23 protein-coding genes and 1 pseudogene are annotated in these 22,329 nt (G+C 44.1%); 16 read left to right on the top strand and 8 right to left on the bottom strand.

What is annotated here, in order from left to right:
• The first annotated feature begins 33 nt into the window (after positions 1-33).
• Positions 34-576, top strand: coding sequence for a citrate lyase holo-[acyl-carrier protein] synthase (gene citX, locus R8389_RS04310; RefSeq protein ID WP_317636814.1), 543 nt, complete (start codon positions 34-36; stop codon positions 574-576).
• On the opposite strand, the gene R8389_RS04305 is transcribed toward citX, so the two are convergent.
• Positions 573-1,517: a sugar-binding transcriptional regulator gene (locus R8389_RS04305; RefSeq protein ID WP_317636813.1), complete on the bottom strand. Its 945-nt coding sequence runs from the start codon at positions 1,515-1,517 to the stop codon at positions 573-575. The two genes, citX and R8389_RS04305, sit on opposite strands and share 4 nt — an antisense overlap.
• Positions 1,518-1,599: 82 nt before the next feature.
• Positions 1,600-2,100, bottom strand: a complete 501-nt coding sequence (locus R8389_RS04300; RefSeq protein WP_317636812.1) for an aminoacyl-tRNA deacylase — start codon at positions 2,098-2,100, stop codon at positions 1,600-1,602.
• Positions 2,101-2,161: 61 nt separating this feature from the next.
• Here R8389_RS04300 and prmA point away from each other — a divergent pair, with 61 nt between their 5' ends.
• A complete protein-coding gene (prmA, locus tag R8389_RS04295; protein WP_317636811.1) occupies positions 2,162-3,118 on the top strand; it encodes a 50S ribosomal protein L11 methyltransferase in 957 nt (318 codons plus the stop codon).
• 83 nt (positions 3,119-3,201) lie between these two features.
• Here the strand turns inward: prmA and R8389_RS04290 are convergent, their stop codons facing one another.
• Positions 3,202-3,324 carry a hypothetical protein gene (locus tag R8389_RS04290; RefSeq protein ID WP_317636810.1) on the bottom strand — a complete coding sequence of 41 codons (123 nt, stop codon included), beginning with the start codon at positions 3,322-3,324 and terminating at the stop codon, positions 3,202-3,204.
• A 192-nt stretch (positions 3,325-3,516) separates the two neighbouring features.
• Here R8389_RS04290 and R8389_RS04285 point away from each other — a divergent pair, with 192 nt between their 5' ends.
• From R8389_RS04285 to R8389_RS04265, 5 genes and pseudogenes are all read left to right on the top strand, one after another.
• Entirely contained in the window at positions 3,517-5,757 is a 2,241-nt protein-coding gene (locus tag R8389_RS04285; protein ID WP_317636809.1) for a RelA/SpoT family protein, read from the top strand.
• Entirely contained in the window at positions 5,757-6,194 is a 438-nt protein-coding gene (dtd, locus tag R8389_RS04280) for a D-aminoacyl-tRNA deacylase (RefSeq protein ID WP_317636808.1), read from the top strand. The genes R8389_RS04285 and dtd overlap by 1 nt, the downstream gene beginning before the upstream one ends.
• A 278-nt stretch (positions 6,195-6,472) precedes the next feature.
• Complete coding sequence (hisS, locus tag R8389_RS04275) at positions 6,473-7,759, top strand: histidine--tRNA ligase (protein WP_317636807.1); 1,287 nt, start codon at positions 6,473-6,475, stop codon at positions 7,757-7,759.
• Between the two features lie 2 nt (positions 7,760-7,761).
• The gene (gene aspS / locus R8389_RS04270) at positions 7,762-9,609 is read left to right on the top strand and encodes an aspartate--tRNA ligase (RefSeq protein WP_317636806.1); all 1,848 of its coding nucleotides are present in this window, start codon (positions 7,762-7,764) and stop codon (positions 9,607-9,609) included.
• A 20-nt stretch (positions 9,610-9,629) separates the two neighbouring features.
• A pseudogene (locus R8389_RS04265) lies at positions 9,630-10,129 on the top strand (NUDIX hydrolase).
• Between the two features lie 54 nt (positions 10,130-10,183).
• Here the strand turns inward: R8389_RS04265 and tpx are convergent.
• Positions 10,184-10,678 (bottom strand): thiol peroxidase, encoded by a 495-nt coding sequence (tpx, locus tag R8389_RS04260; RefSeq protein WP_317636805.1) that lies wholly within the window; start codon positions 10,676-10,678, stop codon positions 10,184-10,186.
• 85 nt (positions 10,679-10,763) lie between these two features.
• Complete coding sequence (locus R8389_RS04255) at positions 10,764-11,951, bottom strand: aminotransferase class I/II-fold pyridoxal phosphate-dependent enzyme (RefSeq protein ID WP_317636804.1); 1,188 nt, start codon at positions 11,949-11,951, stop codon at positions 10,764-10,766.
• 149 nt (positions 11,952-12,100) lie between these two features.
• On the opposite strand from R8389_RS04255, the gene msrB reads away from it, so the two are divergent.
• Positions 12,101-12,532: a peptide-methionine (R)-S-oxide reductase MsrB gene (gene msrB, locus R8389_RS04250; protein ID WP_317636803.1), complete on the top strand. Its 432-nt coding sequence runs from the start codon at positions 12,101-12,103 to the stop codon at positions 12,530-12,532.
• Between the two features lie 36 nt (positions 12,533-12,568).
• Here the strand turns inward: msrB and R8389_RS04245 are convergent, their stop codons facing one another.
• From R8389_RS04245 to R8389_RS04235, 3 genes are all read right to left on the bottom strand, one after another.
• Complete coding sequence (locus R8389_RS04245) at positions 12,569-13,447, bottom strand: YitT family protein (RefSeq protein WP_317636802.1); 879 nt, start codon at positions 13,445-13,447, stop codon at positions 12,569-12,571.
• A gap of 101 nt (positions 13,448-13,548) precedes the next feature.
• A complete protein-coding gene (gene msrA, locus R8389_RS04240; protein WP_317636801.1) occupies positions 13,549-14,091 on the bottom strand; it encodes a peptide-methionine (S)-S-oxide reductase MsrA in 543 nt (180 codons plus the stop codon).
• Positions 14,092-14,144: 53 nt separating this feature from the next.
• Positions 14,145-14,972 carry a pyruvate, water dikinase regulatory protein gene (locus R8389_RS04235; RefSeq protein WP_317636800.1) on the bottom strand — a complete coding sequence of 276 codons (828 nt, stop codon included), beginning with the start codon at positions 14,970-14,972 and terminating at the stop codon, positions 14,145-14,147.
• A 189-nt stretch (positions 14,973-15,161) separates the two neighbouring features.
• Between R8389_RS04235 and rpsU the strand changes: the two genes are divergently transcribed.
• The 8 genes from rpsU (at position 15,162) to glyS (ending at position 22,312) form a co-directional block, all read left to right on the top strand.
• Positions 15,162-15,338 (top strand): 30S ribosomal protein S21, encoded by a 177-nt coding sequence (gene rpsU / locus R8389_RS04230; RefSeq protein WP_046306945.1) that lies wholly within the window; start codon positions 15,162-15,164, stop codon positions 15,336-15,338.
• A gap of 148 nt (positions 15,339-15,486) precedes the next feature.
• Entirely contained in the window at positions 15,487-15,930 is a 444-nt protein-coding gene (locus tag R8389_RS04225; RefSeq protein WP_317638251.1) for a GatB/YqeY domain-containing protein, read from the top strand.
• Between the two features lie 15 nt (positions 15,931-15,945).
• A complete protein-coding gene (locus tag R8389_RS04220) occupies positions 15,946-16,902 on the top strand; it encodes a PhoH family protein (RefSeq protein ID WP_317636799.1) in 957 nt (318 codons plus the stop codon).
• On the top strand, positions 16,902-17,426 hold the full coding sequence (ybeY, locus tag R8389_RS04215; RefSeq protein ID WP_317636798.1) for an rRNA maturation RNase YbeY: 525 nt from the start codon (positions 16,902-16,904) through the stop codon (positions 17,424-17,426). The genes R8389_RS04220 and ybeY overlap by 1 nt, the downstream gene beginning before the upstream one ends.
• Positions 17,426-18,334 carry a GTPase Era gene (era, locus tag R8389_RS04210; RefSeq protein ID WP_317636797.1) on the top strand — a complete coding sequence of 303 codons (909 nt, stop codon included), beginning with the start codon at positions 17,426-17,428 and terminating at the stop codon, positions 18,332-18,334. The genes ybeY and era overlap by 1 nt, the downstream gene beginning before the upstream one ends.
• Position 18,335: 1 nt before the next feature.
• Positions 18,336-19,091: a DNA repair protein RecO gene (recO, locus tag R8389_RS04205; protein WP_317636796.1), complete on the top strand. Its 756-nt coding sequence runs from the start codon at positions 18,336-18,338 to the stop codon at positions 19,089-19,091.
• A gap of 244 nt (positions 19,092-19,335) precedes the next feature.
• Positions 19,336-20,253 carry a glycine--tRNA ligase subunit alpha gene (gene glyQ, locus R8389_RS04200; RefSeq protein ID WP_317636795.1) on the top strand — a complete coding sequence of 306 codons (918 nt, stop codon included), beginning with the start codon at positions 19,336-19,338 and terminating at the stop codon, positions 20,251-20,253.
• Positions 20,246-22,312, top strand: a complete 2,067-nt coding sequence (gene glyS / locus R8389_RS04195) for a glycine--tRNA ligase subunit beta (protein ID WP_317636794.1) — start codon at positions 20,246-20,248, stop codon at positions 22,310-22,312. Before glyQ ends, glyS begins: the two co-directional genes overlap by 8 nt.
• The last annotated feature ends 17 nt before the right edge of the window (positions 22,313-22,329 follow it).

The raw sequence follows: 22,329 nt of genomic DNA, 5'->3' as shown, positions 1-22,329 counted from the left end.
TAATATTTAAAAGAGGGTGGTGACGTGACTGCAATGAGTAAGTCAATCTTTCTAGCGGGTCGAGAACAGGATATTAAGGCGGTATTAGCCAATCGGGATGACCGACTGGCATTACAAAGAAAAGCCTTTCAGCAGTATCCCCAGGCAACCCTGCTTGATGTTAAGCTCAATATTCCAGGACCAATCAAAAATAACCGCTACTTGCAGAAATTATTTGCAGCAGGCATCTCTGACCTAGAAGAGCGGCTCCAGGAAAAACAATTTGCCTACACAACGTTTGCAACTTGGCATCAAGAAACTGGCTGTGAGCAGTTTTACATCTTAAAAGTAGACGCCGCCAAGGTTAAACAGCTGGCCATAGCCTTTGAAGATGCAGCTGAAATTAACCGTTTGTTTGACGCTGATGTGCTGGTGCAAAACCAAAAACAGGCCCTATCTCGTTTGGATAATGGTCTGTTACCGCGCAAATGCTTTTTATGCAACCGGCCAGCCAAAGAGTGTGCGCGCTCGCGGCGGCACTCCGTAGCAGAAATGCAGGAATACATTAGTAAAATTTTTGCCCAGACATTTTGTTAGAGCTGCTGATTTTTGTGTAATACGCGCTCTGCAATGCCACTAGTTGTTAGCAAGTGGGTGATTACTCCGCTTCTAAGTGCGCCGAGTAGGGCATCTTCCTTAAAGCGGTTCTTCACCGTCACAAAGCGGTTAGGGATGCGCATAATGTCATCAAGACTAATGCCAGAAATGTGGGCTTCAAGCGGCTGGTAAAAGTTACCCTTAATGTCATAGGGGCGACCAAAGATAATACCGGCAATTTCTTCCTGTTTCCCCGGTTCAAACAGGTGGTCTGCATAATGGTCCATAAAAAACTGGCCTGATTCAAGGGACTGAACTGTTCCGATACTAGCAAAAGCAAGGTCGATCTGCGCAAAGAAGTGTTCAATATACTGGTAATAGGGTTCCTGCTTGATATTCTGTACCAGGTCCGGGTTGATTGCATATAACGGGGCCGGGAAGGTCAGACTTTGGGCGTTAAACTTGTCTGCAGCCTCTTGGACTAGTTGATTTTTTCGTTTACTCGAATTGACAGCCTGGCCCAAAAGCTGAACGAAGGTTAGATTTTCCTGATTGGTTTCGGAAAAGTTGTTAATAATGTCCTTCAACAACGTACCCCAAGTTAGGCCAATGACGTGTGCGGACTTAGCGTAATTTTGAATCTGTTTAGCGGCATAATTAACAATCATCTCATTATCTTGGTTTTTAGTTTCCAAGTCCGTTAAGATGTATACTTCTTTCAGGTTAAACAGACGTTGCAGTTCTTTTTCCAGTTTTTCGGCGCGTTTGGGGCTTTGGTAAATGCTGATTTTGACAATCCCCTTGTCTTGGGCTTCTTCGATTGCCTTTGTAATTAGGTAGCGGGAAAGGTTGTATTTCTTGGAAATATCGGCAATGTTTAACTTACTGAGAAAATAATCATGTGCGATATTTGCTAGTTGTTCATCAGTTAATAATGTCATTTTGATCGTCCTTATCTTTGCTTCATTAATTATCTTTACCAATATGTTCTGGCAGCTATTGCTACCGCCCAAGCAGGAACCTTTATTCTAACAAATCACCAAAGATTCCAGCGGTAACTTTTTGCAAATCATGCGGATCTAGAAAAACGCTGCGCCCAACTTTGCCACTGGAAACGGCAATCTCTGCTTCATTTTCCATACTTTCATCAAGAAAAATTGGAAAGTGATGTTTGAAGTAGATGCCGATTGGGGTGTTGGCCCCATGGACGTAGCCTGTAGTCCGTTCAAGGTCCTTTAGCGGGAGTAGCTCACACTTCTTATTACCAGAATGCTGGGCCAACTTCTTCATACTCAAATGGGCTGTTACCGGAATAACACCAACCACCACACCAGTTTTGTTGCCAGTGCAGACCAGTGTCTTGTAGACCAAATGTTCATTCTCGTTTAAAATAGAAGTATCCATTTGGGCTACACCGCCTGCATCTGCGTGAGTAGCAAAGACCGTTTGATGGTAGGGAATCTGGTTGCGATCAAGTATTTTCTCGACGAGGGTTTTTTCAATTTTCTGTTTCTTTTTAGACATAGTTAATATCACCACCATTAATCATAGCATTGATAAAAGAAAAACAAAAAGGGGTAGAACGATGAAGTTGTTAGTGATCAAAGTAGAGACCAGCCACGAGGTGGAAGACGCGCTGACTAGCTATAGTCAAGACGTATTACAGAGTCAGGGAATTGAAGTGCGGCGGCGGTCTGACTTTGAAGAAGCAGGCTGGAAGCATGATGCAACTGTAGTTGAGCTAGCTGAAATCGCCAACTTACCTGACGACCTACAGTTTATGGCTTACTTCAGTGGGGAACGTGATCGTGAGCACTTAATCAATGAGTATCGAACCAAGTTGAAGGAACTGCAGCAGCTTGGCCTGGCAACTGGCCCAGCCCAGGTAAGTGCCAGTTATATTGAGGACGAGGATTGGAATACCGTTTGGCAAAAATTCTATCATGTACTTAACCTTTCGCGGCATTTGGCGATTGTACCAGAATGGGAAAAATACCAGCCCCAATTTAATGATCAGCAACTAATCAAGTTAGATCCGGGCCTGGCCTTTGGCACAGGTAATCATACCACTACTCAGCTAGCTCTGATGGGGCTGGAACGAGCTCTAATCAAGCCCATGAAGATAGTCGATGTTGGTACCGGGTCGGGGATTTTGGCAATTGCAGCTGCCCTTTTGGGAGCCGAGCAAGTACTCGCAACTGACATTTCTGATGAGGCAATTACAGCTGCTCACGAAAATATTGCCTTAAACCAGCTGACTAACATTGATATTAGGCAGACTAGCCTACTGGCAGGAGTATCGGGCAAGTATGACCTGATTGTGGCTAATATTTTGGCAGAGATTTTGCTTGATTTAATTCCGCAATTGGATGAACATTTAAATAATGGCGGGCAAGTCATTTTTTCTGGGATCGATTACTTGCAGCTCGACAAAATCAAGCAGGCCCTTGACCAACATGGTTTTCAGATTACCCTTACGATGAAACAAGAACGGTGGGTTGGCTTAGTAATTGAGAGAAAAGAAGATCAAGAAGAGTTATAATATGAATCTAAGACTAAGTAAGGAATTAGCAAATTGATTGATAAACTTAAGCACATACCATTTATTCGAAAGGTAAATCAATATCAGCCGATGCCAGTAATCTGGTGGTCGCTGTTAGTGGTCATACTACCGCTGATTTTCAGTTTACTACGAATACTGACAACGGTTCGGGTTGGCATCTTATTTGTTCTGGTTAATAGCATCATCAGCTATCACGTGGGTAATTTAGTTAAAACAATCAACCTAAAGCGCTACTGGTTGCTATTTTTACCAGTTTGTTTTTGCTTGCTTGTTTTATTTAAGTATGCAAATTACAACTACCTGTTTGGGTTGATTTATTTAATTTTTGAAATTTTTGGCCTGATGGACAAACAAATATACAAATAGAAGGGTCTTTTATGTCGAAATACAAGGAAATGACGCATGAGCAAGTGCTTGCCGCTTGTAAAAAATATATGTCAGCGGAACAAATTGCTTTTGTCGAAAAAGCATATGACTTTGCCAAAGAAGCGCACCAAGGACAAAAGCGGGCGTCGGGCCAGCCCTATATCGTTCACCCAACGCAGGTGGCAGGCACTTTAGCCAAATTGAGTCTTGATCCGGATACAATTGCGGCAGGTTTTTTACACGACACAGTTGAAGATACACCTGTTACTAATGCCGATATCAAAGCAAACTTTGGTAAGGACGTTGCCTTCATGGTTGATGGCGTCACTAAGTTGAATAAGTACGAATATAAGTCACACCAGGAATTTTTAGCTGAAAATCACCGTAAAATGTTGATTGCAATGGCTAAGGACATCCGAGTAATTATGGTTAAGCTAGCCGACCGGCTCCATAACATGCATACTCTGGAGCACTTGCGCCCTGACAAGCAGCGCCGGATTGCTTCGGAAACAATGGATATTTATGCACCCCTGGCTGACCGGCTGGGAATCGGGACAATTAAGTGGGAACTGGAAGACATGAGCTTTCACTACTTAAATCCCGAATCCTACTATAAGATTGTTAACCTAATGAATTCAAAGCGCAGTGAACGTGAAGGGTATATTCAAGATGCAATTAAGACTTTGAAAGCTAGTTTAGATAGTTTGGGTATTAAGTACGAAATATACGGCCGACCTAAGCATATCTACTCGATCTACAAAAAGATGGTCAACAAGCACAAGGACTTTAATGATATCTATGACTTGCTGGCAGTGCGGGTAATAGTTAAAAGCGTTAAGGATTGCTATGCCGTTTTGGGGGCAGTTCATACGAAGTGGAAACCAATGCCAGGACGCTTTAAGGATTACATTGCAGTCCCTAAGGTTAATGGTTACCAATCGTTGCACACTACTATCATTGGCCCTGGTGGCCGGCCGCTGGAAATTCAGATCAGGACAGAACAGATGCATGAGATTGCCGAATACGGAGTTGCTGCCCATTGGGCATACAAGCGCGGCAATACAACTGGAGTAGCACAAACAAGTTCAAATGAAAAGTTAGACATGGTGCGGGAAATTCTGGAACTAAAGGATGAAACGCAAGATGCTGGCGAGTTCATGAAGAACGTTAAGAGTGAAATCTTTTCAGATCGTGTTTATGTGTTCACGCCTAAAGGAGAAGTCTACGAACTACCTAAGGGCTCAGTAACACTTGACTTTGCTTATGAAATCCATACTCAGGTTGGTGGACACGCTGTTGGCGCGAAAGTTAATGGTAAGTTAGTGCCACTTGATTATAAGTTAAAAAATGGTGATGTCATCGACATTATGACCCAATCAAATGCTAAGCCTTCTCGTGATTGGGTTGATATGGTCAAAACTTCGCGGGCACGCAATAAGATTCGCCGCTATTTCCGTAATCTTGATCGTGAAAATAGTATTGAACAGGGCGAACAGATGATTAACGACAAGCTACGTCAGCAGGATCTGTCCCCTAAGGAATTTCTGGATAAGGATCACCTTGAACAAATTTTAGAACAGTTAAACTACCATACAACGGATGAAATGTATGCTGCCGTTGGCTTTGGCGACTTGTCGGCAACCAGTGTCGTAAATCGGCTAACGGCCGACCTCCGCCGGGCAGATGAGTTGAAGAAACAGCAGCAGCTGGAAGAAGAAATTTTAAATTCAGGGCAAAAGTCTGCTTCCAAGCCGCAAGACCACAAAAATTCAGCTGCGACGATGAAGATCAAGCATAAGAATGGGGTCATGATTCAAGGAATCAGTGACCTAATGTTACACTTGGCCAAGTGTTGTAATCCCGTTCCAGGCGATGCCATTGTCGGTTACGTGACCAAAGGACGCGGGGTAACGATTCATCGTTCAGATTGCCGCAATATCACTGCCAATGATGGCAGTCAAGGCCGATTAATTGAAGTAGCATGGGAAAATGTGGGCGAAAATAGCGGCCAGAACTTTAATGCCAACATTGAGGTTTTTGGTTATAATCGTAGCCGCCTGTTAAGTGATGTTTTGACCAAACTAAATTCACTTACCCCTAACATTAACAACCTGTCTGGTAAAGTTAATGAAGAAAACATTGCCCATATTTATGCAACGGTTGCCGTTAACAATTCATCTCAACTTGATAGTATTTTGACTAAATTACGCGATATTCCAGACGTTTATGAAACACGGAGGGCAGACAATTAATGCGAGTAGTAATTCAAAGAGTTAACTGGGCTAAGGTGGCAATTGCAGATAAGACCGTGGGCCAGATTGACCGTGGCTACTTACTCCTAGTCGGTCTAAAGGAGGGCGATGAACTTGACCAGGTCAGGAAAGCAGCCGCCAAGATTACCAAAATGCGTATTTTTGAAGATGAGCACGGTAAGACTAACCTAGCAATCAAGGAGGTTGGCGGAAAAATCTTGAGTGTCAGTCAGTTCACCTTGTTAGCTGACACCAAAAAGGGTAACCGGCCCAGTTTTACGCAAGCAATGCGGCCGCCTAAGTCAGCTGAATTGTGGGCAGTTTTTAATCAAGAATTAAGGCAAGCTGGTTTAACTGTCGAAACGGGGCAATTCGGGGCAGACATGCAGGTTAGCCTGGAAAATGATGGACCGTTCACGATTGTTCTTGACCAGTAAAAGTTGCCATTAAATAGCTTTCCAGGTTGACTTTTTACTGGTAAAAATATATTCTAAAAAAGAATTATCAATGACGAAGATTGAAGTTTAGCATTTTTATTTTAGAGACTGCTTCCTAGGGTGAAAAGAGCAGATAAAAACTAACTGTGACCCCTTTATCAGATAATAATCGTTTCGCGAGCGTTATTCGCAGCAAGCAAAAGGTGGTACCGTGCTAATTCAAAGCGCCCTTGATTCATTCAAGGGCGCTTTTTAGTTGTAGTAAAAGGAAGAAATAAATGAGAGTTCAAAGACCAAAAGGAACAGTCGACATCTTGCCAGAGCAGTCTGGCTCTTGGGAACAGGTTGAACAGACTGTCCGCGACTTTTTAAAACGGGCAAATTACCGGGAGATGCGGACCCCGACTTTTGAAAATTATGAAGTTTTTGCGCGATCGAGCGGTGAAACTTCTGATGTCGTCGAAAAGGAGATGTATGACTTCGAAGACAAGGGCGGCCGCCACATCGCCTTACGGCCCGAAGGAACAGCCGGGGTAGTACGGGCCTATGTGGAAGATAAATTATATGCACCAGAAAAGGCTAAGCCCTTTAACGTCTACTACATCCAATCGACTTTTCGTTACGAGCGCCCACAAGCCGGCCGGCAACGGGAATTCCACCAGATTGGTATTGAGAGCTTTGGTGCTAGCAACCCTTTGTCCGATGTTGAAAGCATTATGTTGGGCCACGATTTATTAGCTGAACTAGGGGTGAAAAACTATGAGTTGCACCTTAATACTTTAGGCAATGCCCAGGTCCGGCATGATTACCGTGATGCCCTGGTCAATTACTTTACTCCATTAAGAGACCAACTATCAGATGACTCTAAGCGGCGCTTGGAGAAAAATCCCTTACGCATTTTGGATTCAAAAGATGACCAAGACAAGCGCTTTTTGGCAGCAGCTCCGAAGATCATTGATTACTTAGATGAAGCAACCAAGGCCAACTTTGCCCAGATTACGCAGATGCTCGACCGTTTGGGGATTGACTATGTGATTGATAACGACCTGGTGCGTGGCTTGGACTACTATTCTGGTATTATTTATGAATTCATGGTCGAAGATAAGAGCCTGTGGGAGTCTGCGACGACAATTTTAGGCGGAGGCCGGTACGATAACCTGGTTGAAGAATTCGACGGACCACATACACCGGCTGTTGGCTTTGGCATCGGGGAAGAACGCCTGATGCTGGTCTTAGAAAAGCAAAACCCGCAGTTGTTTGAAGATCAAGGCATTGACTTCTTTATTACCAATATTGGCGAAGGTACTGCAGGTAAGGCCGTTGAGATTGCCCGCAGTTTGCGCCGGCAGGGCTTTAGTGCCCAGTACGACGTTGAGCAAAAGAAGCTCAAGGCTCAGTTCAAAAAGGCCGACCGGGCCCAGGCCAAATACGTAATTACGTTGGGGGCCCAGGAACTGGCCAACGGTATTTTGAACGTTAAGCGCCTAGCGGATGGTAAAACAGTTGATCTTAACTTAGAAAATGTTGACCAGATGGAAAAAATGATGGAGCAATTGAAGGATTAAAAATGGAAAAAAGAACAGACTACTGCGGTAATATTACTGCTCAATACCTTGATCAAGAAGTTAATTTGTATGGTTGGGTGCAACGAATTCGCAATTTGGGCAACCTTCTCTTTATCGACCTGCGTGACCGTGAAGGGCTAGTACAGGTAGTGGTGAACCATGATTCAGGCCCTGAATTAATGACCTTAGCGGAATCCTTAGGGAGTGAGGACGTTATTCAGGTTAAGGGGACGGTAGTGAAGCGGGCCAGTGCCAATCCAGACATGAAAACCGGTGAAGTCGAAGTGACCGCTGACGATATCACGGTTTTAAATAAGTCGCAGAATCCGCCCTTTGAAATCAAGAACGATGCCGAAGTAGGTGAACAATTACGGTTGAAATACCGCTACCTTGACCTGCGGCGTCCTGCACTACAACAGGCAATTATGTTGCGGGCAAAAATCTTGCGCGCCACTCACGAATTCTTCGATGAAAATGGCTTTATCAATATTGAAACTCCGATTCTCGGCAAGTCATCACCAGAAGGTGCGCGGGACTATCTGGTACCATCACGAATTTATCCTGGCAGTTTTTATGCTCTGCCGCAGTCACCCCAATTATTTAAGCAATTGCTCATGGGAGCAGGCTTTGACAAATACTACCAGCTGGCCCGGTGCTTCCGCGACGAGGACTTGCGGGGCGACCGCCAACCTGAATTTACCCAGATTGATTTGGAGACATCCTTTACTGATGAGCAGCAGGTGCAGGATTACACTGAGGGTCTCTTGAAAAAAATCATGAAGGATGTCATGGACATTGATCTCAAAACGCCAATTGCCCGTATTTCTTGGACCGATGCGATGAACAAGTACGGTACGGACAAGCCGGATACCCGGTTTGGGATGGAAATACATGATCTGAGTCCAGTTTTCAAGGACAGTGACTTTAAAGTCTTCGCTGGTGCGATTGCAAACGGCGGTTTTGTCAAAGGGATTGCCGTTAAGGATGGGGCAAAAGCATACTCGCGTAAGCAAATTGAAAAGAAGCAGGACTACATTAAGCGATACCACGCCAAGGGGCTTGCCTGGGTTAAGTATGAAGCGGGAGAATTTTCGGGGCCGGTTGCCCGCTTTTTAACTGCTGCTAACAAGTCAGCGTTGCTGGCCGAATTTGGCCTTGAGGGCGGTGAATTGCTGGTCTTTGTGGCTGACAAGTGGAAAGTTTGTTGCGATTCACTCGATTATCTGCGCCGGACATTTGCCAAGGAAACGGGGATTATTCCTAAAAATGTCTTTGACTTTGTCTGGGTGGTTGATTGGCCGCTCTTTGAGTATGATGAGGGCTTTGGCAGATGGATCGCAGCGCACCATCCTTTCACCATGCCGGATGACGAGGGGATCAAGCTTCTTGAAACCGATCCGCACCAAGCCCATGCCCGCAGCTATGACATCGTCATGAACGGAGATGAGCTTGGCGGGGGGTCAATCCGGATCCACAAGCGGTCAATCCAGGAAAAGATGCTTAAAGCACTGGGCTTCTCTAAGAAACGGGCTTATGAGCAATTTGGTTATCTGCTTGAGGCACTGGACATGGGCTTTCCACCACATGCTGGTTTAGCAATTGGGCTCGATCGTTTTGCTATGTTGCTAGCCGAAAAGGATAACATCCGCGATGTTCTAGCCTTTCCTAAGAATGCCAATGCAGCTGAACCAATGATGCACGCTCCGGCCCCGGTAACGGACCAGCAGCTGTCCGACCTGGGTATTGAGATTGAGAGTAAGTATCAAGATAGTGTGGTTAAGACCAATGCCAGCCTAGAAAAGCAGGCAGAAGAGGAATATGGAACTAACACTGATTGGGACGAAAAATAAAAACAAGAGGGAACAAGCACATGTCATCCAAATATCACCGTGCCTTTGGCTGCTACGGAATAATCGCCGACCAGCAAAAGCTGCTGGTTATCAAAAAAACGGGCGGCCCCTATATTAACCGCTACGACTTGCCTGGTGGTAGCTTGGAGGACGGTGAAGCATTGACTGAAGCGGTCGTGCGCGAGGTTCGTGAGGAAACCGGATTAACGGCTTTAGCGTTTAAGCAAGTTGGAGTTACATCCTTTAAATATCCATGGGATTATGAAAGTTGGCACTACAACCAGCACATTTGTGTGCTTTATGATATTGAGCAGACTAAGGGAAATGTTCAAGCAGCGTGGACCAGTTTTCTGGTCAGGACTCGTTAGGCGCCCTCTGGGTGCCTCTAACGGACTTGACCATTGCCAATTCGTCACCGTTGGTTTTAAAGGCTAAAGAATACATACTTCAGCCTGCAGGATTTAGTTTGAAAGACCAGTCCTTTACAACTTGGCAAGTATTAAGTAAACCTATTTTTTAAGCAAGTAAAAAGCGGTTAGGGTATTACCCTAACCGCTTTTTCTTTTTAAAACAACTACTTCAAGCTGTCTAAAAAGGTTAAAGCTGCATCGTAGTTTGGTTCATTGGTCATTTCTTGAATCAATTCTTGGTAGAGTACCTTCCGGTCGGCATCAACAATCCAAATACTTCTGGCATCAATTCCAGCAGCTTCAACGTAGAGACCCATCTTTTTACCAAAGTCGAGCTCCTTGTCCGACAACAATTTCATTTTTTTCACGCCTTCAGCAGCACACCAATTCTTCTGTTCATCAGTGGTGTTAGTTGAAATGGTGTAGAAGTTGATGCCATCATACTTGTCAACTTCGCCATTAAAGCGCTTAGTTGAAATACTGCAAACACTCGTATTAATATTAGGCACAACACTAATGAGGGTTGGCTTGGTAATCAGGTTGGCCGCACGCTGAACTGAACCATCGGACACGGTTAAGTTAAAGTCTGGTAATTGATCTCCCACTAGCGGTGGTTGACCATTAGTTGCTAGCTTCTCTTGTCTCATCGTAATTTGCATAATTGGTCCTCTCTTAAAAAAATAAAATCATCTAAATAAAGTTTAAACTACTAGCTGGAATAAACCCAAAAATAAGCACTTTAAGTTATAGGCTCTGCTTAACATAGTTGGTAATCCGGTCAACTGCGGTCTGCAACTTTTCTTCTGACGAGGCGTAAGACAAGCGGACATAACCTTGTCCGCCCGCTCCAAAGTAGCTTCCTGGAACCACCCCAACCTTAGCCTTAGTAGCCAGATCATTGGCAAAGGCAACATCATCACTACCAAAAGCACTGGGAATCTTGGCAAAAATATAAAAGGCGCCCTCTGGAACAGCCATTTCAAAACCATTTTGTTCTAGTCCAGTTTGAACAATATGTAATCGTTTGCCATAGGTTGCACGGGCTGCGGCATAGTCTTTTTCACCAGCTCTTAAGCCCTCGGTTGCAGCCGCCTGAACATTATCGGTAACCGAAGTAATGAGGAAGGAATTGATTTTAATAATCGCTGCCATTATTTCCGCTGGCCCGGCAATGTAGCCGATCCGCCAGCCCGTCATGGCAAAACTTTTTGATAGGCCGGATACGAGAATCGTGCGATCCGGAATAATTTGGGTAAGTGAATAGTGCTTTTTGTGGTCGTAAGTTAATTCGGCGTAGATTTCATCACTAACAGCGTACAGGCCATATGCAGTGATAACCTGGGCTAAAGCTTTGAGTTCGCTCTGTGCATAAACCCGGCCAGTTGGGTTAGAAGGATCGGTCAAAACAACTGCTTTAGCCCCGTTACCTTCGTTTTCCAAAGTCTGGGTTAATTTTTCCGCTGTCAGAATAAAATTGTCAGCAGATGTATCTACTTGGATAGGTACTCCTCCCGCCATTTTAATAATGCCAAAGTACACTTCCCAAACCGGAGTAGGGACAATAACTTTATCGCCTTGATTGAAGAGTGCCATAAAAGTGACATTTAAACCGCCGGAAACGCCAACAGTTGCACAGATTTCACTTTTGGGATCATAGGATACACCCAAGCTTTCTTGCAGGTAAGTGCTAACTGCCGTTAAATAGGCCATTTTCCCAGCTTCGGGGGCATAATGTGAATCATTATCTTCAATGGCTGTGATTGCAGCTTGCTTAATGTGCTCAGGCGTATTTAAGTCAGGTTCACCAACCGTCAACATGATTATCTCCGGAATTTGGGCAATTCCTTTGCTAAAAGAACGAATTTGCGAAGAAGGCAAATTTTTGATCTTGGAATTAATCTTTCCCGATAAATTTGGGCTTAATTTTGGCATAGTTATAGTTAACCTTTCTATATTTTGTACTGAAATAATTATAACCTAGTTTTACCAAAAGTGAGATTTAAGATAACATTAATTTATGAGACCGCTAAACCAAGTAATTACGTAAAGTTTGCTATAGTTATGGTAGGTGGTGATAGTAAATGGAACAAGCAAAGAAAAATGAAAAATTGCAGCAACTGACGACCGAACAGCTTGAGGTAACGCAACATGGAGCAACTGATTACCCGTTCCAGGGTAAGTATGACAACTTCGATCAAAAGGGCATCTATGTCGATGTGGTATCGGGTGAACCGCTCTTTTCGAGTACAGACAAGTATGATGCTGGTTGCGGCTGGCCCAGCTTTACTAAACCGATCGCCAAGTTGATATACCGGCGCGACCAATCGCACAACATGGAAAGAACCGAAGTTAAGAGTCCTGATGCTGACTCTCACTTGGGACACGTCTTTAACGATGGGCCAGTTGATCGCGGCGGCTTAAGGTATTGTATCAATTCTTCAGCATTGGACTTTATCCCATATGAACAACTTGCTAAACGCGGTTATGGTGAGTATAAGCAATTATTTGAATAACCTTAAAAGTGCACCTCCTTTTGGAAGTGCACTTTTTTAGACAATTTCTTGTTCTTTGAAGCTACCGTATACGCGTTCAACCTCAGTAACGCTCATAAATGCGTAGGGATCGCTCTTTTTGACAATCTGTAAGATGTCGTACATATCATAGCGGTCAATCACCGTGATTAAAACCTTCTTTTCAATATGACTATATGCTCCTTCAACATCGTGAAAAATAGTGATGCCGCGATGCATTTTTTCTTGGACACCATCAATAATCGCCTGGGGTTGTTCAGTTACAATGGTTACCTGCATTTTTTGATGTTGGGTGTAAATCGTATCAATGACCCGACCGTTGATAAAGATGGTCAGAGCCGAATAAAGAGCACGCGTCCAACCAAAAGCAAAGCCTGCTGCGGCAATAATCACTAGGTTAATTAAGATACTGATTTTACCATAGCTGGTGCCCGTTTTCTTTTGAATCACGATACCGATAATATCAAGGCCACCGGTCGAGATGCCGTTTTTTAAGGCAAAACCGGTTCCCAGACCATTTATCATGCCACCAAAGATGGCGCAGACCAGAGGATCAACATGCATGTCCACCGGGTGAATCAGGCGCATCATTAAGGAACCTAGAATAACGGTAATAATAGTAAAGAAGGTAAACTTATGGCCAATCTTAAACCAGGCTAGCAGCAATAAGGGCACGTTCAGGGCGAAGTACATGGTCGAAGTAGTCAAGGTTACTGGCAAAAAACGTTCACTCATCGTGTTGACCAGCTGGGCAAACCCGGTAACGCCAGAAGAGTACATGTGACCGGGTGCCCAAAAGAAGTTCAAAGCAAACGCAACCGCTAAAGAATAAAAAAATGAAGCTGAAATTTTTGAAAGCAGACTGTAACGTCGGTTGAATGTGTCGAGTTTATCCATTACCTTATAACCTTTTATCAAACTTGCTTAATAAACGTAAATTAGTTTACCAAAAGTTACTGGAACTATGCAAAAAACAACCAGTATCCTGATTGTCTACTTTATTTTTGCCAGTTTCTTTTAATAAAGTCGGTCCGGCCACCCGATTCTTCCAGGGCATAACGGGCGGGATTCTTCTTGTAGAAGTCTTGGTGGTAGTCCTCAGCAGGATAAAAAGGTTTAGCGGGCTCGATTGCCGTAACAATGGGTTGGTCGAACTTCCCACTAGCCTGCAAGTTTTGCTTAGACTGTTCTGCTGCAGCTTTTTGGGCTGGTGAATGATAGTAGATGACTGGCCGGTAGCTGTCACCACGATCTTGAAACTGCCCCATTGCATCAGTTGGATCAGTTACCTGCCAATAGTATTGCAGCAGGGTTTCATATGATATTATTTGTGGGTCGTAAGTGATTTCGACTGCTTCCGTGTGGCCAGTTAGACCACTTGCAACTTGTTCATAGGTGGGATTAGGAACATGGCCACCGGTATAGCCCGAAACCACTTTTTTAATTCCTGGCAATGAATCAAAGGGTTCTACCATGCACCAAAAACACCCGCCAGCAAAAATTGCAGTAGCTAAATTATTTTTTTCTTGTGAATCAGTCATTTGCCTTACCTCATAAAACTTATTCGACGCTAGGACTATCGTCTTAAAGTACGCTATTCCTCAATTCCTAAGTGCTTCATGATTAAGGCCGCCGTTTCCTCGATTGAGCGGTGGGCAACATTAATCACATAGCAGCCTAATTCATCATAAAGCTTTTGCGCCGAATTGAGTTCATTTTTGATTGCATCTGTGTTGGAATACACCGTATCTGGATTTAGCCCATAAGAAATCATCCGTTGCCGCCTAAATTCATTTAAGACGGACAGGTCATTGGTTAGACCAATGATTTTTTTGGCATCAATTTGGTAAATTTCCTTAGGAATATGGGTATCAGGAACTAGAGGAAGGTTGGCCACCTTAATGTTTTTATTGGCTAAAAAGAGTGACAGGGGGGTCTTAGAAGTTCTGGACACGCCTAGGAGAACCACATCAGCCTCTAAAAAGCCCTTGGGATCCTTACCATCATCGTACATCACCGCAAACTCAATGGCTGAAATGCGGTCAAAATACTTCTGGTTCATTTTGTGCTGGGCGCCAACCTTGTTTTGGGGGTGGAGCCCAGTTATTTTTTGAATTGCTTCCATAGCTGGAGAAAGAATGTCCACGCTCTCAATATGGTGCTCGCGCACGAAGCGGATAATCGGAATTTGCATCTCATCCTTAGCCAGGCTATAGATAATTACCAGGTTAGGAAACTGGACTATTTCGGCAAGTGTTTCAGTTAATTTTTCTTGGTTAAAAATGAAGGGATAGCGCCGGTAATTGACCTGTGCGTCAGGGAATTGGGCCGCAGCGGCCACTGCATTGTTAAAGGCGGTATCGCCAGCAGAATCAGAGATAATAACGATGTTGACTTCTTTTTTTGGTGTTTCTTCAACCATAGTAAGCTCCTTTTTTCTTTTAATTATACAATTTAGCCCCGGTCTTTAACAGATTTAATGTTAATTAAATGAGAAATTGAGCAATCTTTTTAAAAAACATTGCCTCTACGTATTGACCGATTAATTTGGTTTGATATAATTAAGTAAATCCATGACGGCAACGTCAAGAAATGGAAGGAGGGATCACATATGGCCAAGACAGTCGTTCACGAAAACGAGTCTATTGATGATGCTCTTCGTCGTTTTAAACGTTCCGTTTCCAGAAGTGGTACTTTGCAAGAATACCGTAAGCGCGAATTCTACGAAAAACCTAGCGTACGTAGAAAGCTTAAATCTGAAGCAGCTCGCAAACGCAAACATTATTAGTACTTAGAGAAACGACTTCTATCCGTAAAGAATAGAGGTCGTTTTTTAGTCTTAAGCGTTTGTTTACCGTAGATAGTAATTTATTTTTTCTACTAGACGGTAGATTTGCTATAATTTAACTAGGTACGCATGGAAAGAAGGGGTTATGGTGAGCTTATTGGAACAGATTACAGCTGATCTGAAGGATGCCATGAAAGAGCGCGATCAGATCAAACTAAACACAGTGCGCCTGATCAAGTCGGCCTTGATGAATGAACAAATCAAGGTTGAACATGAATTGAATGCTGATGAAGAGCTGACGGTACTTAACCGTGAAAAAAAGCAGCGGGAAGAGTCAATTGCAGAATATACCAAGGGTGGCCGCACAGACTTAGTTGAAGAAACTAAAAAAGAGTTGGCGATTGTCACAAATTATTTGCCCCAGCAGTTGTCTGCGGCTGAACTTGCTAAACTCGTGGCTACAACCATAACTGCAGTTGGCGCCCAGGGGAAGTCTGACTTCGGCAAAGTTATGCAGGCGTTAATGCCCAAAATCAAGGGTAAGGCAGATGGCAAAGCTGCTGCTAAGGCAGTTCAAGATCAATTAAGTTAAGAAAGGGAGCCAAACTTGTCCCAAACCAATTTTATTCCTAGAAATCCAGAAAATATTCAAAAACTAGTTGGAGTAAATGATAGCAACTTAAACCTGCTAGCTGAAAATTACGACGTCAGTGTCGTCGATACAGGCAGCCAAATTACCATTGCGGGCGATGAAGCCCCAACTAACAAAGTTCTTGCGGTCTTGCGGGCTCTAGACCAGGTCGTGAGCGCCAAGATTAACATTAGTGCCCCTGACGTAGTTAGTGCAATGAAAATGGCAGATAAGGGGACTACCGAATATTTTCCTGACCTCTACCAGCAAATTTTAATTCGGGATGCTAAAGGCCGCCCGGTTAGAGTCAAAAATATGGGCCAGAAGCGGTACGTTGAAGCCATTGCCAAAAATGATGTCGTCTTTGGCATTGGGCCAGCTGGAACTGGTAAGACTTTCATTGCGGTTGTCTGTGCCATTGCAGCCTTTAAGCGGGGCGAAGTTTCACGCATTGTGTTGACCCGACCAGCTGTTGAGGCTGGTGAGTCCTTAGGCTTTTTGCCGGGAGACTTGAAGGAAAAAGTCGATCCCTACTTGCGGCCAATCTATGACTCCCTCTATGCCATTTTGGGGACCAACACCACCGACCACTTGATGGAACGCGGCGTGATTGAAGTTGCGCCGTTAGCCTACATGCGTGGCCGGACTTTAGATGATGCTTTTGTTATCTTGGATGAAGCCCAAAATACCACTGATGCGCAGATGAAGATGTTTTTGACGCGGCTGGGCTTCAATTCCAAAATGATTGTCAATGGCGATATGACTCAGGTTGACTTACCTGGCCGGCAGCACAGTGGCTTAATCGATGCACAGCACATTTTAAAGCAAATTAACCAGGTCAAATTTATTCACTTTTCTGCAAATGATGTTGTGCGTCACCCGGTTGTTGCCAAGATAATTAACGCTTATGAACAGGAAGAAGAACAAAGTTGATGGCTCCACTTGATATTACTTATAATGACGAAGTTGGCTTTTTGCAAGATCAGGAGCACGATTGGCAGAACTGGATTGATGAACTACTCATACTTGCCAAAAAAGAAGTAGCCCCCGCAACCAATCTGGAAATGAGCGTTAACTTTATCGCTGAAGCACGTAGTCAGGCAATTAACCGGGAATATCGCGGGCAAGATCGACCGACCGATGTTATCTCGTTTGCCATTGAAGATGGTGAAGACCAGCTTGACCTGGCTGTTTTTGGCCAAGACGCGGATTTTTACCAGGACATCGGCGATTTATTTCTGTGTCCTCCAGTAATTAACCGGCATAGTAAAGAATATGGTACGGGGTGGGACCGTGAATTTGGCTATACCCTAGTTCACGGCTTTCTGCATTTAAACGGTTATGATCATATTGACCCAAATGAAGCAAAGGAAATGTTTGGTATCCAGGGGAGCGTCCTAGAAAAGTACGGACTTCCCCTGTATCCAGACCAGTTAGACCAAGGTAGAGGTAAATAATGGCTGAAAACACAAAAAATAAATCCGGTTTTGTAGCGCTAGTTGGGCGCCCCAATGTAGGCAAGTCGACGTTAATGAATTATTTAGTGGGCCAAAAGGTAGCGATTACTTCGAATAAGCCGCAAACAACCCGGAATAAGATTTCTGGTATCTACACGACTACCAACATGCAGGTTGTTTTTGTTGATACACCGGGTGTTTTTAAGCCACACTTGGAACTCGATCAATACATGGACCAGGCCAGTCTGTCTGTTCTTAACGGCGTCGATTTAATTTTGTTCATGGTTGAACCAGAAGAGATTGGGGCAGGAAACGAATATATTATCGAGCTTTTGAAGAAGACTGCGGTACCAGTGCTGCTTTTGATTAACAAGGTCGACCAGGTCCACCCCAACGAATTACTCCCATTAATCGATGCTTACCGCCACCTAAACATCTTCAAGGAATTCTTGCCCATTTCAGCTACTCAGGGGATCGGTATTACGGACTTAACCCAGGTGCTGTACAAGTACTTGCCAGAAGGACCCAACTACTATGATCCTGACCAAATTACCGACCGACCGGAATATTTTATGGTGGCTGAATTAATTCGCGAGCAACTACTCCAACTAACTGCTGAGGAAGTTCCTCATGCTGCGGCCGTTTGGGTTGAACGGATGAATCAACATGAAAAGAATAAGCTACAAATTGAGGCGACGATTTATGTTGAAAAAAGCGGGCAAAAAGGGATTATTATTGGCAAAGGAGGCAAAATGCTCAAGCAGATTGGCATTAATGCGCGCAAGCAAATTGAAAATTTGTTAGGTGAAAAGGTCAATCTCCGTTTGTGGGTCAAGGTCCAGCGCAACTGGCGTTCGGATCCGAGGTTTTTGAAGCAGATTGGTTATAGTAAAAAGGATCTTTCGTGAAATGGCACGTGAACTGAAGGAAGTTCAGGGGATTGTTTTTAAGCGGCAAAAGTACCATGAAGCGGATTTATTAGCAAAAATCATGACCCAAAACAACGGCATCATTACCATGATCGCCCGGGGAGCTTTGAAGCCAAAGTCAAAGTTGAGCGCTGCTTTGCTCAATTTTTCTTATGGAACTTACGTGCTTTATACCTCAGGCCAGGGGCTCAGCACGCTGCGTACCTACAAAAACATCAAGCAATTTGACGGGCTTTTTAGCGATCTGACTAAAAATGCTTATGCCTCATTCATCCTTGACCTCATTGACCACGCCTTTACTGAATACCAAAGTTTAGGTAAGTACAATGACTTGGCTGTTTTTGCCCTGCAAAAAATCGACCAGGGGGCAGATGCCGAAATGATTACCCAAATAGTACAGATGCAGTTGCTAGCAGCATACGGCGTTGAACCGGAATTGCGCCACTGCCTTGTTTGTGGCCGTGACCAGGGGGATTTCGATTACTCGATTAAGCAGGGAGGTATCTTATGTAGCCAGCACTTTTTTACAGATGCTGATCGCCTACATTTAAATCCCAAAGAAACAGCGGTTCTAAGAACAATTGGGCTGCTCCCGTATGAGCGCCTGGGTTCAATCCAAATCAGTAAGAATATCAAGCACAGTACCCGCAAGGCAATCGATCGGATCTACCAAGATACAATTGACCTGAATTTGAAGACTAAGAAATTTTTAGATGAATTGAATTTATTTGTCTAGTGCTTTAGATTACTAGCCTAATATGATAGAATATTCTTGTGTTTTGATAATGATGAGGAATTTAAAAAGTACCAGTTTAAGCGAGTGTCAGTTAGTGTAAGGACACCTGGGAAGAGGCACCTCTAGTCAAGCGAATTAAGAGCAGGGAAGATATTCCCTGAATTAGGGTGGAACCGCGATTGAATCGTCCCTATGCAGCTGTTGCATAGGCTTTTTTTATGCCTGATGCAGGGAGGAATTAACAATGACAAAGAAAAAATTAACTATTCAAGAAATGATTTTTAAATTGGAAGAATTTTGGTCTTCCAAGGGCTGCTTGGTAATGCCTTCCTACGATGTTGAAAAGGGGGCAGGTACAATGAGTCCCTATACCTTTTTACGTGCAGTCGGGCCCGAACCTTGGGCAGCTTGCTATGTCGAGCCCTCAAGACGACCTGCAGATGGCCGCTACGGGGACAACCCGAACCGGTTATTCCAACACCACCAATTTCAGGTGGTTATTAAGCCTGCTCCAGCAGATATTCAACAGTATTATTTGGATAGCCTGCAAGTGTTAGGCATTAACCCGCTAGAGCATGACATTCGGTTCGTAGAAGACAACTGGGAAAATCCGTCAATGGGATGTGCCGGAGTAGGTTGGGAAGTTTGGTTGGACGGCATGGAAGTTAGCCAGTTCACTTATTTCCAGGTAGTCGGCGAATTAGAGGTTAAACCCACGATGAGTGAAATCACTTATGGACTTGAGCGGCTGGCCTCCTATATTCAAGATGTAAATTCCGTTTTTGACCTGCAGTGGAATGACAACGTGCTCTACCGTGACATTTTTAAGGAAGCTGAATATGAAAATTCCAAGTATGCTTTTGAAAAATCTAACCAGGCTGATCTCGTGGAATTTTTTGATATTTATGAACGAACGGCTAAAGAATTAATCGGGTTAAGCTTGGTACAACCAGCTTACGACTATATTTTAAAATGTTCACACACCTTTAACTTGCTAGACGCACGCGGAGCAGTCTCCGTGACCGAACGTGCCGGCTATTTGGCCAGAATTAGAAATCTGGCTCATGAAGTAGCAGTGGCTTATGTTGAAGAACGTGAAAAACGTGGCTTCCCACTGTTAAAGAATGCAGAAGATAAGAAAGCAGGTCTTGATTATGACTAAAGACTATTTGTTTGAAGTTGGTATAGAAGAGATGCCAGCTCACGTGGTAACCAGCAGTGTTAATCAGTTGGCAGCCAAAACGAAAAAATTTCTTCAGGAAAATGACTTATCCTTTAAAGAAATTAAAACCTTTTCAACGCCGCGGCGGCTAACCATCCTGGTTGAAGACTTAGCAGAAAAGCAGGATGACATTGATGAGGTCAAAAAGGGCCCCGCAAAAAAGATTGCGCTCGACGCGGAGCAGAATTGGACTAAGGCGGCTCAAGGCTTTGTTCGCGGTCAAGGGATGACGACGGACGATATTTACTTCGAAGAACTCAAGGGAACTGAGTACGCCTACATTCATCTCCAAAAAACGGGTAAAAAGGCCAATGAAATTCTTATGGGGATGAGCGATGTAGTTAAAACGCTAACTTTTCCGACTAAGATGCGTTGGGACTCACAGGACTTCGAGTTTGTGCGACCACTGCACTGGTTAGTTTCCCTGTATGGTAGCGAAGTAATTCCCGTTAAAATTCTGGATATTACGGCCGGCCGTAAAACCGAGGGCCATCGCTTCTTAGGTGATTCGGTTGTCTTGGCAAACGCTGGGGACTACCAGGATGCACTTAAAGACCAGTTTGTAGTTGTAGATGCTAATAAGCGCAAGGAAATGATTGTGGACCAGATGAAGGACCTGGTCCAGCAAAATAACTGGAAAATCAAACTTGACCAGAACCTGCTTGAAGAAGTGACCAACCTGGTGGAATACCCCACTGTTTTTGCCGGTTCCTTTGATGAGAAGTATTTGCAGATGCCCCAAGAAGTACTGATCACCTCAATGAAGGATAACCAGCGCTATTTCGAGGTCTATAACCAGGCAGGGCAATTGATCAACCACTTTATTTCAATCCGTAATGGTACCCGGGACTTTTTAGATAATGTTGTTTCCGGTAATGAAAAGGTGTTAGTTGCTCGACTTGATGACGCCCAATTCTTTTATGATGAAGACCGTAAATATCCGCTGAGCCATTTTGTCCAAAAATTAGCTAATGTATCCTTCCATGACAAGGTTGGATCAATGGCCGAAAAAATGCAGCGCGTGCGCATCATTGGTGAATTCCTGGCCCAGCGGTGGGAACTGGACGAGCAAACTTTAGCTGACTTTGACCGGGTAAGTGAAATATACAAGTTTGACCTTGTAACCCAAATGGTCGGTGAATTTGCGGAACTTCAAGGCGTCATGGGTATGCACTATGCAAGTCTGGCCGGAGAGAAGGCTGACGTTGCTTTGGCAATTAAAGAGCACTACATGCCGAAAACGGCAGAAGGTGAACTACCACAGTCGGTGGTTGGCTCGTTATTGGCAATTGCAGACAAGCTGGATACAATCATTACCTTTTTTGCCGCCGGAATGGTCCCCAGCTCATCCAACGATCCATACGCCCTTAGACGCTATGCCTATGGGATTGTCCGCATCCTGCTGAACCAACAGTGGTCCTTGCCATTCAATGAAGTTCTACCGGAACTAGTGCGTGCTCTTGATGGGCAAACGCCGGCTAAGATGCCGAAAACGGATGATCAGGACGAAGAAATCGCCTCCTTCATTCGCGATCGCATCAACCAGTACCTGCAAAAGAATAAGTTCAAGTATGACATTATCGATGCCGTCTTAGCTTCCAGCCAGCAAGATCCAATTCAGATTTTGGCAGCGGCTAACGTTCTGCAATTACACCATGATGACAACCAATTCAAACCGGTTGTTGAAAGTCTAATTCGGATCAATAACATCTTGAAAAAAGCCCAATACCAAGGACAAACTATGGTTGAGCCAAGGTTGTTTACCAACAGCAGTGAGCAAGAGCTCTACGATGCTGTTGAAAAGCTGCGGACCATCAGTGATTTAACGGACCTGTATGATGCTTTTGTGGACCTCCAACCAATAATCAACCACTACTTCGAAACTAACCTAATTATGGACAAAGATGAAGCACAAAAGAACAACCGGCTAGCTCAACTTAATACAGTGGCTCAGCTGACTGAGCAGCTAGGTGACCTAAGTAAGCTGGTAATTAAATAATTCGACAACAGAAGGTG

The organism is Lactobacillus xylocopicola (genome assembly GCF_033096005.1).
GTDB classification, from domain to species: Bacteria; Bacillota; Bacilli; order Lactobacillales; family Lactobacillaceae; genus Lactobacillus; species Lactobacillus xylocopicola.
This window is presented reverse-complemented; position numbering and strand designations above follow the sequence as displayed.

Coding starts and splice junctions, on each gene's coding strand:
- msrA (WP_317636801.1), bottom strand. CDS start 14,091: ATGACTGATTCACAAGAAAAAAATAATTTAGCTACTGCAATTTTTGCT.
- recO (WP_317636796.1), top strand. CDS start 18,336: ATGGCACGTGAACTGAAGGAAGTTCAGGGGATTGTTTTTAAGCGGCAA.
- R8389_RS04305 (WP_317636813.1), bottom strand. CDS start 1,517: ATGACATTATTAACTGATGAACAACTAGCAAATATCGCACATGATTAT.
- hisS (WP_317636807.1), top strand. CDS start 6,473: ATGAGAGTTCAAAGACCAAAAGGAACAGTCGACATCTTGCCAGAGCAG.
- aspS (WP_317636806.1), top strand. CDS start 7,762: ATGGAAAAAAGAACAGACTACTGCGGTAATATTACTGCTCAATACCTT.
- glyS (WP_317636794.1), top strand. CDS start 20,246: ATGACTAAAGACTATTTGTTTGAAGTTGGTATAGAAGAGATGCCAGCT.
- R8389_RS04290 (WP_317636810.1), bottom strand. CDS start 3,324: ATGATGCTATTAACCAGAACAAATAAGATGCCAACCCGAACCGTTGTC.
- R8389_RS04300 (WP_317636812.1), bottom strand. CDS start 2,100: ATGTCTAAAAAGAAACAGAAAATTGAAAAAACCCTCGTCGAGAAAATA.
- R8389_RS04235 (WP_317636800.1), bottom strand. CDS start 14,972: ATGGTTGAAGAAACACCAAAAAAAGAAGTCAACATCGTTATTATCTCT.
- R8389_RS04245 (WP_317636802.1), bottom strand. CDS start 13,447: ATGGATAAACTCGACACATTCAACCGACGTTACAGTCTGCTTTCAAAA.
- R8389_RS04255 (WP_317636804.1), bottom strand. CDS start 11,951: ATGCCAAAATTAAGCCCAAATTTATCGGGAAAGATTAATTCCAAGATC.
- tpx (WP_317636805.1), bottom strand. CDS start 10,678: ATGCAAATTACGATGAGACAAGAGAAGCTAGCAACTAATGGTCAACCA.
- ybeY (WP_317636798.1), top strand. CDS start 16,902: ATGGCTCCACTTGATATTACTTATAATGACGAAGTTGGCTTTTTGCAA.
- msrB (WP_317636803.1), top strand. CDS start 12,101: ATGGAACAAGCAAAGAAAAATGAAAAATTGCAGCAACTGACGACCGAA.
- citX (WP_317636814.1), top strand. CDS start 34: ATGAGTAAGTCAATCTTTCTAGCGGGTCGAGAACAGGATATTAAGGCG.
- R8389_RS04285 (WP_317636809.1), top strand. CDS start 3,517: ATGTCGAAATACAAGGAAATGACGCATGAGCAAGTGCTTGCCGCTTGT.
- rpsU (WP_046306945.1), top strand. CDS start 15,162: ATGGCCAAGACAGTCGTTCACGAAAACGAGTCTATTGATGATGCTCTT.
- dtd (WP_317636808.1), top strand. CDS start 5,757: ATGCGAGTAGTAATTCAAAGAGTTAACTGGGCTAAGGTGGCAATTGCA.
- glyQ (WP_317636795.1), top strand. CDS start 19,336: ATGACAAAGAAAAAATTAACTATTCAAGAAATGATTTTTAAATTGGAA.
- era (WP_317636797.1), top strand. CDS start 17,426: ATGGCTGAAAACACAAAAAATAAATCCGGTTTTGTAGCGCTAGTTGGG.
- prmA (WP_317636811.1), top strand. CDS start 2,162: ATGAAGTTGTTAGTGATCAAAGTAGAGACCAGCCACGAGGTGGAAGAC.